Annotated in this window: 9 protein-coding genes and 4 tRNA genes; 8 read left to right on the plus strand and 5 right to left on the minus strand. The window is 44.3% G+C overall.

Annotation, left to right across the window (positions count from 1 at the left end; all coding sequences use genetic code 11):
• Positions 1 to 7: 7 nt before the first annotated feature.
• Genes CXF83_RS21585 through CXF83_RS21600 form a run of 4 tightly spaced genes read left to right on the plus strand, consistent with a single transcriptional unit; the run spans position 8 to position 4688 of the window.
• The gene (locus CXF83_RS21585; protein WP_101089392.1) at positions 8 to 1423 is read left to right on the plus strand and encodes a TolC family outer membrane protein; all 1416 of its coding nucleotides are present in this window, start codon (positions 8 to 10) and stop codon (positions 1421 to 1423) included.
• Positions 1420 to 2025: an OmpA family protein gene (locus tag CXF83_RS21590; RefSeq protein WP_101089393.1), complete on the plus strand. Its 606-nt coding sequence runs from the start codon at positions 1420 to 1422 to the stop codon at positions 2023 to 2025. Before CXF83_RS21585 ends, CXF83_RS21590 begins: the two co-directional genes overlap by 4 nt.
• Before the next feature lie 18 nt (positions 2026 to 2043).
• A complete protein-coding gene (locus tag CXF83_RS21595; RefSeq protein ID WP_101089394.1) occupies positions 2044 to 2757 on the plus strand; it encodes a transglutaminase-like cysteine peptidase in 714 nt (237 codons plus the stop codon).
• Between the two features lie 8 nt (positions 2758 to 2765).
• Positions 2766 to 4688 carry a bifunctional diguanylate cyclase/phosphodiesterase gene (locus CXF83_RS21600; RefSeq protein ID WP_101089395.1) on the plus strand — a complete coding sequence of 641 codons (1923 nt, stop codon included), beginning with the start codon at positions 2766 to 2768 and terminating at the stop codon, positions 4686 to 4688.
• A gap of 459 nt (positions 4689 to 5147) precedes the next feature.
• Here CXF83_RS21600 and CXF83_RS21605 read toward each other — a convergent pair.
• From CXF83_RS21605 to CXF83_RS21620, 4 genes are all read right to left on the minus strand, one after another.
• Positions 5148 to 5224: transfer RNA gene (locus CXF83_RS21605), tRNA-Pro, on the minus strand.
• Positions 5225 to 5398: 174 nt separating this feature from the next.
• Positions 5399 to 5475: transfer RNA gene (locus CXF83_RS21610), tRNA-Pro, on the minus strand.
• 35 nt (positions 5476 to 5510) lie between these two features.
• Positions 5511 to 5586: transfer RNA gene (locus CXF83_RS21615), tRNA-His, on the minus strand.
• A gap of 39 nt (positions 5587 to 5625) precedes the next feature.
• Positions 5626 to 5702: transfer RNA gene (locus CXF83_RS21620), tRNA-Arg, on the minus strand.
• A gap of 216 nt (positions 5703 to 5918) precedes the next feature.
• Between CXF83_RS21620 and CXF83_RS21625 the strand changes: the two genes are divergently transcribed.
• Complete coding sequence (locus CXF83_RS21625) at positions 5919 to 8540, plus strand: bifunctional diguanylate cyclase/phosphodiesterase (RefSeq protein WP_101089396.1); 2622 nt, start codon at positions 5919 to 5921, stop codon at positions 8538 to 8540.
• 43 nt (positions 8541 to 8583) lie between these two features.
• Here CXF83_RS21625 and rep read toward each other — a convergent pair whose 3' ends face one another.
• Complete coding sequence (rep, locus tag CXF83_RS21630; protein WP_101089397.1) at positions 8584 to 10596, minus strand: DNA helicase Rep; 2013 nt, start codon at positions 10594 to 10596, stop codon at positions 8584 to 8586.
• Between the two features lie 404 nt (positions 10597 to 11000).
• Here rep and CXF83_RS21635 point away from each other — a divergent pair, with 404 nt between their 5' ends.
• The 3 genes from CXF83_RS21635 to CXF83_RS21645 are packed head-to-tail and all read left to right on the plus strand — an operon-like array spanning position 11001 to position 15809.
• Entirely contained in the window at positions 11001 to 11579 is a 579-nt protein-coding gene (locus CXF83_RS21635) for a TetR/AcrR family transcriptional regulator (protein WP_232775172.1), read from the plus strand.
• A 15-nt stretch (positions 11580 to 11594) separates the two neighbouring features.
• Positions 11595 to 12713, plus strand: coding sequence for an efflux RND transporter periplasmic adaptor subunit (locus CXF83_RS21640; protein ID WP_101089398.1), 1119 nt, complete (start codon positions 11595 to 11597; stop codon positions 12711 to 12713).
• Positions 12714 to 12728: 15 nt separating this feature from the next.
• Positions 12729 to 15809 carry a multidrug efflux RND transporter permease subunit gene (locus CXF83_RS21645; protein WP_101089399.1) on the plus strand — a complete coding sequence of 1027 codons (3081 nt, stop codon included), beginning with the start codon at positions 12729 to 12731 and terminating at the stop codon, positions 15807 to 15809.
• The last annotated feature ends 83 nt before the right edge of the window (positions 15810 to 15892 follow it).

The raw sequence follows: 15892 nt of genomic DNA on the forward strand, positions 1-15892 counted from the left end.
GGTTAACATGGACAGCAGCATAATGCGGCAGGTAAGACGTAGTGCCATTGCACTCGCCGTTGGCGCACTAATATTGCCCGCGTCGGCTTATAGCCAAACGTTAGAGCAAGCAGTAGCGCACACATTAGATACAAATCCTGAAATACGGATCGCATTTAATCGCTTTAAAGCACGAGAAGAGCAAGTTAACCAAGCTGTTGCAGGTTACATGCCTACCGTCGATATTTCTGGTGGTTACGGATGGGAGCAAACTAACAGCCCATCGACTCGTCGCCGTGCAGGCCAAGGTGACGTCGATGATGACGGTGTTATTGAGCTAGAACGAGGTGAAGCCGGTTTTAGTATTAAACAAATGCTATTTGACGGTTTTTATACCAGCAGCGAAGTTGATAGATATAGCTTTGAAGCCAGTGCAGAGCAATGGGCATTATTTGCGGCAGCCGAAGATATGGCGCTTGATGTGGTTAAGGTATACACCAACTACATCCGCAGTGAACAAGTGCTCACCTTGGCTGAGAAAAACCTCGAAAGCCATAAAGATATATATGATCAGATTAAACAAAGAACCGATTCAGGATTAAGCTCAACGGCAGATCTATCTCAAATCACCGGCCGTTTAGCACGTGCGAATGCCAATGTGATTTCTGCTCGCAATAATTTCTATGATGCCAGATCACAGTTCGTTCGCATTGTGGAGCAAGAGCCTGAAGATATGATCGTTCCAGTGCCTGATGCCGATATGTTACCAAGCGACCTCAGCACCAGTGTGATGATGGCGCAAGATAATCACCCGATCCTTAAATCAGCCTCAAGTGACATTCATGCCGCTGAGAATGAAAAAGATTCGGCTCAATCAAATTATTACCCTAAGTTTACCTTAGAGCTTGATGGTAATTGGAATAACGATCTTGACGGTGAAGACGGTTACTCATTGTTATCAAGTAACAATGTTGGTGGCCATAGTAACGATCTCGTTGCCATGATCAGAGTTAAGTACAACCTATTTGCGGGTGGCCGTGATTTGGCCCGAGAAAAAGAAGCAGCCTATAAAATAGGTGAAGCAAAAGAGATCCGTCAACGTGCGCATAGACAAGTCGTTGAAGGGGTTAACTTAGCTTGGAATGCATATGAGCTATTAACACCGCAAAAAATGTATATTCGTGACCACGTTATTGCAGCTAAAGACACGCAAGTAGCCTATAGCCAACAGTTCAATTTAGGTCAACGTACATTACTGGATTTGCTCGATACCGAAAATGAATTATTTGAAGCAAGAAAGGATTATTTAGTCTCTGAATATGACCAAATAGTGTCGCAATACCGCATTCTCAATGCGACAGGGCAATTACTTGATTCATTAAGAGTGACTCGCCCAGATGTATGGCAAGGTGAACGAGATTACGAAGGAGGAGTACCGCAATGAAAACCTTAATTATAATATTGAGTTTAGCCATATTAGGTGGCTGTTCAATGCGTGATACTGTATCAATGGACACGCCGACTAAGCAGGTTTACGATTTAAATGATATCGATCATGACGGTGTCATCGTAGCTAGAGAGCGTTGCACAGAAACAGAGCTTGGGGCAACTATCGATAACTATGGTTGTGGTAAAATCAAACCCATCAATGAACGTCAAGAGTTAAAGATTTTGTTTGCCAATGACTCTTACTACATCGATCCGGTTTACTATACCCAAGTAGAAATCATTGCCAGTTTTATGCAAAAGTTTCCCAATACACAAGCGGTTATTGAGGGCCATTGTAGTAAAACGGGATCTCATGATCATAACCAAGAACTATCGCAAAACAGAGCGAATGCCGTAAGTGCATTGCTAAGCGAGCGCTTTGATATTGAATCATCTCGTTTAAGTGCTGTAGGATATAGTTTTGATCGCCCAATCGATCCGACTCATACCGCTGCTGCGCATAAAGTGAATCGTCGAGTAATAGCGGAACTCACTGGGGATGACACTACTGCCGATATGAAATGGCATATATATACCGTAGATGAAGTTGTTAATTAGGAGACGAGCTAGCGCAGTATGAATGACAGGCTTTATAAATTAAAAAAATTAAAAAAAGTCTGTCAATTCAAATTGGCGGTATTGGCTTTGTCTGTGTCTTCTCTTTATCTAGACGCGAATCCAGTACCACAACTAGACTCTGCACATATTACCCAAACAATAGAATCTCAATATGGAGAGCGGGCGGGTAAACGTATTAGAGCTTGGTTTAAAATTCTTGACGAAGCGAGGGAATTACAAGATAGCGATAAAATATTGATGGTTAATAATTTTTTTAACCTCTTTCATTTTGTCGAAGATATAAAACTTTGGGGAAATAAGAATTATTGGGCTACGCCAATGGAGTTTATTGGCGTTAGCGGCGGAGATTGCGAAGATTTTTCTATCGCAAAGTATTTCACGTTGCTCCAACTTGGTGTTTCAGAAGATAAATTACGCATTACTATGGTTAAGGCAACCAGCGTAAACCAATACCATATGGTGCTTGCCTACTATGAAACTCCCTCTTCCATCCCCCTCGTTTTAGATAACCTTGATAAATCCATAAAACCAGCAACGCAGCGCAAGGATCTAATCCCGGTATACAGTTTTAACGGTCGACAATTGTGGCTAAATAAAGAAAAAGGACGAGGCGTTCTAGCAGGATCATCATCGAAACTTGCGAAGTGGAATGACCTAAAACAACGTTTAGGTGTTGAGCGACTCAAACAACCTAAACTAAAACTGGAGTAGTTAACAAGATGACACTGTTTCGACAGATATACACACTTCTGTTTGTTCTATTTTTGCTAGTGGTAGCGAGTTTAGGGTATGTGCAGTTTACCGAAACTCAGAGCTTTCTGACCAAGCAAATGGAATCTGACCTCAACAATACCAGCAATTCGCTCGGTATCATGCTGGTACCCGATTTAGAAGCGGGCGATATTGTCGGTGCAGAAACCTTAATCAATGTCATCTTCGAAGGGGGTTATTACCAAGAGGTCAAATTAACTTGGTTAGTCGATGGCAAACAGCAAGCTTGGCAAAATCCAGTCGCTATTGAAGGTGTGCCGCAGTGGTTTATTGACCTTGACCTCTTCAAGACAATTCGACGAGAAAGCACGATTACTTCAGGATGGATCCAACTAGCAAGACTAGAGATCACCGCCCACCCAGGTTTTGGTTACCATGAACTGTGGCGCACCATGACCAATGCAATCATTGTTTTTTCCATACTTTTTTTAATTGCAATTATTTTGGCCCGTGTTGGCCTTACGTGGATTTTGAAGCCATTACATGAAATTGCGGAACATGCTAAAGAGATAGCCAATAGAAAGTTTGGCCCTGATATGGTGGTGCCTAGAACCCTTGAGCTGAAATCAGTCGTTCAAGCCTTCAATAGCATGTCTGAGCAACTCAAACAGATCTTTACCTCTCTTGATGAGGAGGTCGGCGAGCTGAGAAAGAAAAACCTAGTTGACCAAGTCTCTACCCTCCCCAATCGTCAATACATGATGGGTAGGTTGAATGGCTGGTTAAGCGAGCCGAAGAACGGTGCGCTTATTATGGCTAAAATGGACTGGCTTGAAGAGGTCCACAGTAAATATGGTTACCAAGTAAGAGATGAGACCATCAAGCTGTTAGCTGAAAAAATGAAGCAGCATTTAGACGGCGTGACCACATCCGTCATCGCCCGTATTGCCGCCTATGAGTTTGCGTTTCTGATCACAAGCTCTGAGCATGATCAAACCAGTAAATACTTGCAGACCCTTATTCGCACCATTAACCAAGAAATGTCTAAAGCCGGTTGTAAGCCAAATGAAGGCTTCGCACTAGGGATTGCAGAACGCATAGGTCAAATGACGGTTAGCGACATTTTGGCGCAGGCTGACAATGCACTGCAAAAATCACTGCAGGAAAATAAAGTATTCCATTGGTTTGAGACAAATGAGAAACAACTGTTTACTCGCGAGCAATGGCGAGAGCACCTCAGTACCGCAATTAGCGGTGGCAAGTTTAAGTTTAAGTGGCAACCTATATTACTTAATGACAATGATTCAGTACTACAAAGAGAGCTTTATTGTCAGCTAGAGATCGGTGATAAAAAAGTGTTTGCGGGTCAGTTCATGCCTTATATTGAACTATTATCGCTGGGCACTTTACTCGATAAATGTTTAATCGAAACTATTAGTGCAAAAGACTTACTCGGCCGTAATTTTGAACCTATTGCTATCAACCTAACGTTTGAAAGTATCAATGACATTGAGTTCCATCAGTGGCTCAATAAATTGCTGCGATCATCTGCGTTGAGAGAACGTATATGTTTTGATATACCAGAAGCGGCGGTATATAGCAGCCCAGAGGCTTGTGAAGCTCTGTGTACGGTTATTAGAGACAATGGTGCACACTTTGGTATCGATCATTTTGGTCGCCAGTTTGGCTCAATGCGCTACTTACAAAGCTTAAGACCTAGCTATGTTAAGTTAGATCAATCATTTGCATATTATGATGACAGTGAGCATAGCAGTGAGCTTTGCCGTGCCTTAATCAATGTAGCCAAAGGGCTAGACATTGAGGTTATCGTCACCGGCATAGAAGAGAAACAGCAGTTAGCACGTTTCGTCCCCTTAAAGACCAATGCTTATATGGGCTATGTATCACCACCAATAGACATTGAGCTATAGCGAGGCACCTGCATAACCAAATTGATTAAGGCCTCAACAGAGGCCTTTTGTTTGTCTACAGTAAAATTTCAATCGCTTTGAACTCTAAAATTGCTTTCCTCAAAATACCAAATGTATTGAGTATGCTGTCAATCCAGCTGCACTCATGCCTTAACTCATGCGCATTGATTGGATGAACATGATCGTTTTTCCGATCAATACACAGCAGAAGTGGAATATTCAAGTAAATTCAACACACAAAAAAGCCCTTGAATTGCTCGAAGGGCTTTCTAGTAAAGTGGTCGGCTATCGGTTCATAAAAAATGAGGATTTGAACCTGGCTTTAATCAAAACGAAAAAAGCCTCCTGATAAATCAGGAGGCTTTTCGAAAGTGGTCGGTCGTTAAAAGTAGGATTCGAAGCCTTTAATTCTAACCAACAAAAAAGCCCCTCGATTTCTCGAAGGGCTTTCTAGTAAAGTGGTCGGTGATAGAGGATTCGAACCTCTGACCCTCTGGTCCCAAACCAGATGCGCTACCGGGCTGCGCTAATCACCGTAAACTTTTTAAAGATGGTCGGTATCTTGTAAAAAGCAGGATTCGAACCTCTGACTCTCTGGTCCGCTCTTGCTTCAAATCAGGATGCGCTATCGGGCTGCGCTCTTATTTTACTAAGAATCCGAAAATCTTTTGTCTAACTAAATACCGAGTAAACTCGTTATCTTTTAAATGTGGTCGGTGATAGAGGATTCGAACCTCTGACCCTCTGGTCCCAAACCAGATGCGCTACCGGGCTGCGCTAATCACCGAACTTTTAAAACTATTCTAACAACACGAGGAAAAATGGGGTGACTGATGGGGCTCGAACCCACGACAACCGGAATCACAATCCGGGGCTCTACCAACTGAGCTACAATCACCACTGCTATTTCCTACTAACAAAACATCCGTTTCCTATCTGGTGCACCCAGAAGGATTCGAACCCTCGGCCTCACCCTCCGGAGGGGTGCGCTCTATCCAGCTGAGCTATGGGTGCCTTGCCTTGTTAGCGACGCATATAATATGGATAAAACACCCCCCCGTCTACACTTGATTTGCATTTTTCATCTGCTTGCTCAAGATTTGAGTCGTTTGTACGGTTTTATAGCACGATTGGACAAAAATAAAGCTTTGGATATAAACATTTTTCATGTTATTTATAAAGATTAGTTAAAATCATGATCAAAATAAAAATAGCGCTTGGCGGAAATGCATGTTTAGGGAAGAAACATTGCAGTCGACAGAAACTGTGAGATTGCACAAAAGGATTGCACGCTTAAAAGTATTGGCTCTTAAATACAAGCGCGCTGAGATCACTCAAAACGCTCTGTTGGATATTTCCAACTTAGCTGCCAGTGTCAGCACACCTGAAGAGTTTTACTCATCTTTGCATCAATCCCTCAAAAAGCTCATTGCTGCTGATAATTTCTTCATCGCGACACTAAATCCTGTTACGGGAAGAATTGAAATTCCCTTTTTTGCAGATGAAAAAGATCGACATCCACAAGATTGTTACCCCAATGAAGATCTATCCCAAATGCTTTATAGCGGTTTGACGGGTTATGTGCTTAAAACCGAACAAGCACTGGTTTGCAATAACGACACTTACCAACAGCTCGTCAACTCTAACGCTATTATGCCCAAAGGCAGCAACTGTCATCTGTGGGTAGGGGTTCCAATTAGGAGCGCAGAGTGCACCACTGGGGTGCTTGTGGTGCAAAGCTATGACTCCAACATCCACTATGGCGATATAGAAGTAGAACTGATGAACTTCATTAGCCATCATATCTCTGCTGTCGTTGAACGTTTGCAATATCAAGAGCAACTTGAGCTCGCTATCGAAACTCGCACCAAAGAGCTCAGCATTGCTTACAACAAGTTGAAACTTGAAGTCTATGAAAGACGAAGAGCCGAGCGATTGCAGCAGTCTTTGTTTGAGATTGCGGACCTCGCAACATCCAATATTGATAGCCTAGAGTTTTACGAAGAGCTTCATCGGGTCATTAGTCACCTTATCCCAATCAATAATTGCTTTATCTCGTTGCTTAACGAAGAACGAAACACCTTAAGTTTCCCCTACTTTGTTTCACAGTTTGATCTACCTTCTCCTAAGCCTAGAGCCGTTAGTGACGGGTTAACTGAGTACATTTTATTAAACCATAAACCTAGATTATTAGAGCGCAGTGACATTAATGCATTAATTCAATCAGGAGAGCTCTATTGTGAAGCCCCTGAACTCAATGACACCCAAGAGATAAACCAGTGGATAGGCTTACCATTATTAATCCACGGAAAAGTCAGTGGTTCGCTCACCATTTACAGTTACAGCTATAGCCAAAACTACCAAGAAAAAGACTTAGAGCTGCTTACCTTTGTCTCGCAGCATATCGCCACAGCGATAGAGAAAAAACTCTCGTCAGAGTCATTGCAACTCAGCTACGAACAATTAGAAGAGAAGGTACATGAGCGCACTCAGGCGCTTGCTTGTGTAAATGAGGATCTTGAAGAAGAGATCCATCAGCGTAAACGCATTGAGCGACAACTGGTACATGACGCCAAACACGATAACCTCACAGGGTTACCTAATCGCGCCATGTTTATGGAGCGTTTATCGCAAACAATTAAGCATGCTCGACGCCACACTCTCGACAAGTTTGCAGTGCTGTTTATCGACATGGATAGGTTTAAGCTGTTAAACGACACTTTAGGTCATCTAGAGGGCGACCGTTTTCTAATTGAAACAGCCAAACGCCTGCACTTCTGCATTCGCAGTAACGACATGCTAGCCCGTTTAGGCGGTGATGAGTTTGTTATCTTATTGGATTCCGTTGGCAATCAGAAAGATGCTGAAGATGTCGCTGAGCGTGTATTAGTTGAGTTGTCCCACCCCTTCACCCTCTCAAACCAACAAGTCAACTCCAGTGCCAGTATCGGAGTCGCCATGAGTGGCTCAAGCAATTCAGACACGAGTGAGTCGGTGCTGCGCAACGCTGATAACGCAATGTACCAAGCGAAATCAAAAGGTAAAGGTTGCTACGTGATCTTTGATCACGGTAACAATAAGCAACAAGTCCAAGAACTTGAGCTAGAAAACGAACTCAAGATGGCACTTAAAAAAGGCGAGCTACAACTTAGCTACTTACCTATAATGGAACTCGACACTGAGCGGGTCATTGCATTTGAACCAAGATTATTTTGGCATCATCCAACACTAGGCAAAGTGAAGCAATTGCAGCTCAATAACATTGCTGAGCACTGCAATTTGCTTATAGAGTTGGATAATTACCTGCTAGCAGGCATTAATGAGGGGTTTCAAACATTAGAACAGCAATTTGGCGTCGACTTCCATTTGCAGGTTTCAATATCAAGCCAGCATTTAAATCACAAGCATGCACTGAGATCATTAAAGAATAAGATTAAGCAATGCGGCTTTGATCTGAGCAAACTAACACTCTTTTTCAATGAGAAAGCCTTCGTACAAAATACCAATAACCACATTAACGCTTTTGAAATACTCAGCAGTCTCAACGTGCAGTTAGGGATAGAAGCTTACGGCAGCGCTCATAGCGCTATAAGCAGCTTAACCTTTTTACCTATTCAGTCATTAAAGCTAGATCCAAGCTACGCAACTCACCTCGAAAGTGAACAGTACCTCAAGCTTATAAAAGCCTATTACTGCGCCGCTCGTGCACTAGAGCTTGAAATATTCGCGGTGGGAATTTGCAGTAAAGCACACTGCCAAGTGTTATCAGAGATAGGCTTTAAGAAAGGCCAAGGTATTGCGCTGGGTAAAGTATTTGAACTTAATAGCGCAAAAAACCAAGTGTGCGCTTAACGCAGCAGAATGCGGATCTGCTGCGCGGTAAAAAATAAAACATTTACTTCTTAAACATATCTCTCAGGTTAGCAATATTGCTCTTACCTTTTTGCTGTAGTTGTTCTGCACTTTGCACTGGCTTACGATTTTCCCAGATCAAGTCATCTTGTGGTAACTCCATCAAAAAACGACTGGGTTCACAACGTATCGTTTCACCAAACTGTCGGCGCTCACGACAGATCACAAACCACAGCTCTCTTTGTGCTCGCGTGATCCCTACGTAGGCTAAGCGACGCTCTTCATCGACATTACCTTCATCAATACTGCTTTGATGAGGCAAAATGCGTTCTTCTGCGCCGACCATAAATACGAATGGGAACTCCAAGCCTTTTGACGCATGTAAGGTCATCAACTGCACTTGGTCTCCACCTTCATCTTCGCTATTACGCTCCATCATGTCGCGTAACGTTAAGCGAGCCACCACCTCCTGCAGTGTCATCCCCTCATCAAGATCGTCACCTTCAAGCATTTCAGTAACCCATCGGTACAGCTCCGAAATGTTTTTCATGCGCATCTCAGCAGCTTTAGCGCTGGTACTGGTTTCGTAGAGGTAGTCTTCGTAATTGATCTTTCTGATCAACTGCTTTACCGCTTCAACGGGCTCGCCGCGCAAAGCGACCTCTCCCGTTTCAACCACAAAACGGCCAAACTGGTACAAAGAAGCCATCGCCGCTGGAGGCAGTTCATGGTTCAGATCGGCCTCAAAAATGGCAGCAAACATTGAGATCTGTTTTTTGTTAGAGAAGTTACCTAAACGCTCTAATGTGGCAGGGCCAATACCTCGTTTAGGCAGGTTAACAATCCGTAAAAAGGCATTATCGTCATCAGGATTCACCACCAAGCGCAGGTAAGCCATGATGTCTTTAATCTCAGCTCGACCGAAAAAGGATGTCCCGCCGCTAAGCTTATAAGGGATACGGTTGGTCATTAGCGCCCGCTCGAGTAAACGAGACTGATGGTTACCGCGGTACAAAATAGCGTAGGCACCATACTGAGTACGCCCAACAAACTTATGTCGAATAATCTCCGCCACAACCCGTTCAGCTTCTTGCTCCTCATTTGCCGCAATTAATACCCGAATAGGCTCACCATAAGCGAGTTCGCTAAACAGGGCTTTTTCATAAATATGCGGGTTATTGGCGATCAGTATGTTTGCGGCACGTAAAATACGCTGACTAGAGCGGTAATTTTGCTCCAGTTTTATCAATTTTAATTTAGGGAAATCTTTGCCAAGCAACACCAGATTCTGCGGTTTAGCCCCGCGCCACGAGTAGATTGACTGATCGTCGTCACCCACCACGGTAAAACGAGCCCGCTCACCCACGAGCAACTTCACCATCTCGTATTGACTAGTGTTAGTGTCTTGATACTCATCCACCAGCATATATTTAAACCGAGTCTGCCAGCGCGTCCTCACCTCTTCATTTTGTCTAAGCAATAAAGTAGGCAACAGAATTAAATCATCGAAATCGAGCGCGTTATACGCTTTCATGTGCTGAGCATAGCGATGGTAAAGCACCGCAAATAACTGTTGCTGCTCATCCTTAGCAATCTTGGTGGCTTGCTCTGGAATAACCAAATCCCCTTTCCAATTGGAAATAGTGGTCGCCAGCGAGCGTAATAGATCTTTATCTTCATCTAACTCGTCTTGCGTCAGCTCTTTCAGCAAAGATAAAGTGTCTTGATCATCAAACAGTGAGAATCCAGGCTTTAACCCAACCACTTTATGCTCACGCTTGATGATCTCTAACCCTAGAGTATGAAACGTCGAAATCCATAGACCACGAGCTTCTTTACGCCCCATAGACTTAGAGACACGCTCTTTCATCTCGCGCGCAGCCTTATTGGTAAAGGTCACAGCGGCAATATTGCGGGCCTTATAGCCACACTTGTCGACCAGATAACCAATCTTGTTAATAATCACTCTGGTTTTGCCACTACCTGCACCAGCAAGCACTAAACAAGGGCCACTGACATAGTGGACGGCTTCATTTTGTCCGGGATTGAGCTTCATCTGTACTTAACAACCAAGGTATATGAAAGGGGGTACTAGAAAACGAATGATAGCAGAAAGCTAAGGGCTGTAGATCTTCCGAGCTTAGTTTTTGTTTGACTCTTTACCGTAAAGAATAATGATTTTAGTACACAGCTTCAGCGATGATGCTTAGCGGGCTAAACGAAAAGCTCGTAACGCATTCTAGTCGTAAAAGAATAGAAGCATTGAAACGAACCCTAAGGGCCGCGCTTATAGCTGACGATACTCGTCACTATTTTTACAGACTATAATTAATAGAACATTATCTGCCTTTTGTAGTTCAATTTTGTAAAGAGTCTTCCGCACGCTTTATATTTCTTGCCAATTCTCGGTGTGATCACTAGACTAGTGAATGAACGTTCATTCATACCCTGGTAACAACTATGCCAAACAAACGTGACTTAATTTTAAGAGCGACAGAGAAGATTATCGCTTCTAGTGGTATTCAAGGCCTGTCAATGCAACAAGTGGCTAATGAAGCGGGTGTCGCGGCGGGCACAATCTATCGCTACTTTAAAGACAAAAACGAATTGATCTTAGAGCTTAGGAAGGACGTCCTAGCGCATGTTGCAGCGTTTATATTAGAAGACCACCAGCTAGGTACATTAGAGCAAAGGTTTAAACGTATATGGTTAAAAATGCATAGTTTTGGTAAACAGCGCACTCCAACAAATTTAAGCTATGAGCAGTATGCTCATCTACCTGAAATCAATAATGAAGAGATCCGCAATATCGAAATCACCCTGTTTGCACCACTAAAGCAACTTTTTGATGAGGGCAAAGCCGCTGGCATTATGCAGCCTTTGCACCCACGCGCCTTATATGCGCTCTCTATGGAACCTGCCATGGCCATCGCTCGAACAACTCGTCGTGGACAGATCCAGTATGAACCCCATGAAATCGAACTTGCTTGCGATCTATGCTGGAAAACGATTCTAATCCCCATTAAACCCACTCATTAAAGGAGCTATCAGGACATGAAAAAATGGACCCTGGTAATGTTAATTATCGCCGTACTCGCATTTGGTTCTGTCATTGGATTTAACCTGTTTGTAAAAGGTAAAATTGCCGATGCTATTGCTAATATGCCCGAGCCAGTCGCTCCAGTGACCGCGATCACTGTTGCATCAAACACTTGGCAGTCGACCATTAATGCCATTGGCTTTGTGGAGCCCAATCAAGGGGTCACTATCGCCAATGAACTTGCAGGTGTAGTGTCAGCAATTAAATTTGAAAACGGTAGCCGTGTTGAAACAGGCCAAATGCTGATTGAGCTCGATTCTAAAGTAGAGAAAGCCAACCTTAAGAGTAAGCAAGTACAGCTGCCTGCCGCGAGAGAAGACTTTAAGCGACTCACCAAATTGTACCAACAGAACTCAGTGTCTAAACAAGACCTTGATAACAGTGAATCAAAATACTTGGCACTTGTGGCTGATAGCGAAGGCTTAAGCGCCACAATTGGCCGCCGTGAAATCAGCGCTCCCTTTGGAGGCTTGGTGGGTATTCGTAACGTCAATTTAGGTGAGTACCTACAAACAGGCACTAAAATTGTGCGTCTTGAAGATATCAGCACCATGAAAATTCGTTTCACCATTCCACAAACGCAGTTACCGCATATCGCGACAGGACAAGCTGTGCATGTTTATGTTGACGCTTATCCGACCGAACCCTTTGAAGGCATAATATCGGCAATTGAACCCGCTGTTTTTTACCAAAGTGGTTTGATTCAAGTACAGGCACAAATTCCCAATACCGATTCAAAATTGCGTAGCGGGATGTTTGCTAAAGTCGACATCCTGTTGCCTGAACTCGTTGAGCAAATCGTGCTACCACAAACGGCCATCAGCTTTACCCTTTACGGCAACTCAGTTTATGTCATTGAAGACAAAGTCGAAGACGGCGAGCAAGTTAAACGCGTTAAACAGATCAACGTGAATGTCGTTGAACGTGGCATTCATAATGCGTTAGTGACAGGCGAGATAAAGCCTGGCGATATGATCGTCACCTCAGGCCAAGTTCGCTTGAGTAACAATAGCAAAATCAGTGTGAGTGAGGATAAAGCATTAACGCCTCCCGCCACATTGCCACAGCTATAAGCGGAGGTCAGAGTCATGCGCTTTACTGATATATTTATCCGCAGACCTGTGTTAGCTGCGTCAATTAGCTTTCTAATCCTATTACTTGGCTTTTATTCGCTAAACAGTATGCAGGTTCGAGAGTACCCTGAAATGACCAATACCGTGGTCACTGTCACCACCAGTTATTACGGTGCCGATTCAAACTTGATACAAGGCTTTATTACCCAGCCGCTTGAGCAAGCTTTAGCTCAAGCTGACAACGTTGATTTCATGACCTCAGACAGTTTTCTGGGTAGCTCAAAAATCACCGTTTACATGAAACTCAACACCGACCCCAATGGGGCATTGGCAGACATTCTCGCTAAAGTTAACTCAGTACGGTCGCAGCTTCCTAAAGAAGCAGAAGACCCAACGGTTGACATGTCTACCGGCTCGCAGACATCGGTGTTATACATCTCATTTTACAGTGAGCAAATTAACTCTAGCCAAATTACCGACTATCTTGAGCGCGTGGTAAAGCCAGAATTATTCACCATTGATGGTGTCGCCAAAGTCAACCTTTATGGCGGTATTAAGTACGCCATGCGCATCTGGTTAGATCCAGCACGTATGGGGGCTTTTAGCCTATCGTCGACCGACGTAATGAACGTACTACAAGCTAACAACTATCAATCTGCAGTGGGTCAGGCAAACAATACTTTCACCCTGTTTAATGGCACCGCAGACACCCAAGTCGCCACCGTTTCCGAGTTAGAAAAACTGGTGGTCGGCAGTCAGGACGGCCTGGTTATTCGTCTTGGTGATATTGCCGATGTCAGCTTAGAAAAAAGCCATGACGTTTACCGCGCACTCGCCGATGGGCAAGAAGCGGTTGTTATTGGCTTAGACGTCACCCCAACAGCTAACCCACTGATTGTGGCTGCTGATGCGCGTGCGATGATGCCAGATATCACCCGTAACCTGCCGGTATCAATGAAGGCGCGTATCCTTTATGACTCGTCACTGGCGATTGATGAATCGATCAATGAAGTGATCAAGACGATTGGCGAAGCGGCACTGATTGTGATTGTGGTTATCACCCTCTTCTTGGGCTCATTCAGGGCGGTCATTATTCCAATAGTCACCATCCCGTTGTCACTGATTGGTGTTGCCGTCGTCATGCTGATGTTTGGCTTTACACTCAACCTAATGACACTGCTGGCGATGGTGCTGGCGATTGGCTTAGTGGTGGATGACGCCATCGTGGTCGTTGAGAATGTCGACCGGCATATCAAACTTGGCGAAACCCCCTTTAGAGCAGCGATAATAGGTACCCGTGAAATAGCAGCCCCTGTTATCTCAATGACCATTACGTTAGCCGCAGTGTATGCACCTATTGCGTTAATGGGCGGAATAACTGGCTCTCTGTTTAAAGAGTTTGCACTCACCCTTGCTGGTGCGGTATTTATCTCCGGTATTGTGGCACTCACGTTATCGCCAATGATGTGCTCTAAGATCCTCAAAGCCCACTCTGAGCCGAATAGGTTCGAGCGTGGCGTTGAGCGTTTTCTTAATGGCCTCACCAACCGCTACAGCCGCATGTTAAGTGCAGTGCTTAATCACCGTCCGGTAATCGTCGCATTTGCCATAATTGTGTTTGCGTCTTTACCAGTGATGTTTAGCTTTATTCCCTCAGAGCTGGCTCCTAACGAAGACAAAAGCGTTGTGATGATGATGGGCACAGCACCTTCAAGTGCTAACTTGGATTATATTCAGTCCAATATGTCGATAGTCACAGACATGATCACTGCCCATCCCGAAGCGGCTGCATCACTTGCCTTTGTGGGTGTGCCAAATGCGAACCAAGCATTTGGTATCGCACCGCTGGTGCCTTGGAGTGAGCGAGATAAAAGCCAGAAAGAGATGCAAAAAATACTCGGAAAAGAAGTTAAAACGGTTCCTGGTATGGCGGTTACGACCTTCCAAATGCCTGAGCTTCCTGGTGCCTCTGGTGGCTTGCCAATACAATTTGTGATCACCAGTTCAGCATCGTTTGAGAGTCTGTTTCAAATTGGTAGTGGCGTACTTGAAAAAGTGCAGCAAAGCCCACTGTTTGTTTACTCAGAAATTAACCTTAAGTTTGATTCAGGCACCATGAAAATCCACATCAAACGTGATTTAGCCGGTGCTTATGGCATCACCATGCAAGATATTGGTATTACGCTAACCACAATGATGAGTGATGGTTATGTTAACCGTATCAACCTCGACGGGCGCTCATATGAGGTTATTCCTCAAGTGGACCGCAAATATCGTGCTAACCCTGAATCACTTGCAGGTTATTACGTGACGGCGGCTGACGGGCGCTCTATTCCGTTATCCAGCTTGGTCGACATTGAGATGATCTCAGAGCCGCGATCATTACCGCACTTCAACCAAATGAATGCGGTAACGGTTGGCGGCGTAGCCACCCCAGGTGTTGCTATTGGTGATGCGATTGCCTTCCTGCAAAACATTGGTGATAACGATTTACCTAAAGGTTATAGCTACGACTTCCTTGGCGAAGCCCGTCAATACGTCACCGAAGGTTCAGCGCTATATGCGACATTTGCTTTAGCACTGGCGATTATCTTTTTGGTTCTCGCTAGCCAGTTCGAAAGCCTGAGAGACCCGCTAGTGATCTTGGTTTCTGTGCCATTAGCCATCAGTGGCGCGTTAATCGCACTTGGCTGGACCCACGTTATGGGGCTATCTTCGATGAATATCTACACCCAGGTCGGGCTCATAACCTTAGTTGGCCTTATTACCAAACACGGTATTTTAATGTGTGAAGTCGCCAAAGAGGAGCAACTGCATAACGGCTTAAGTAGAGTAGATGCTATTAAGCACGCAGCCACCATTAGATTGCGTCCGATCTTAATGACCACAGCAGCAATGATAGCGGGACTCATACCATTGCTCTTTGCTGTAGGTGCAGGAGCAGTTGCCCGTTTCAATATTGGACTGGTTATTGTCTCTGGCCTTGCCATCGGGACTATTTTCACCCTGTTTGTATTGCCCGTTATCTATACCTATTTGGCAGAAAAGCACCAGCCTTTGCCAGTATTTGATGAAGAGCTACAACCGGAGTCGTAATCCATAACCGACAGCATAAGGGCCCACGACGAGATATGGTTGTGGGCCTTTTTTTTATCTGTTGCCGAAGTGCCTCTACACGG

The organism is Shewanella sp. Choline-02u-19, assembly GCF_002836205.1.
Classification (GTDB): Bacteria; Pseudomonadota; Gammaproteobacteria; order Enterobacterales; family Shewanellaceae; genus Shewanella.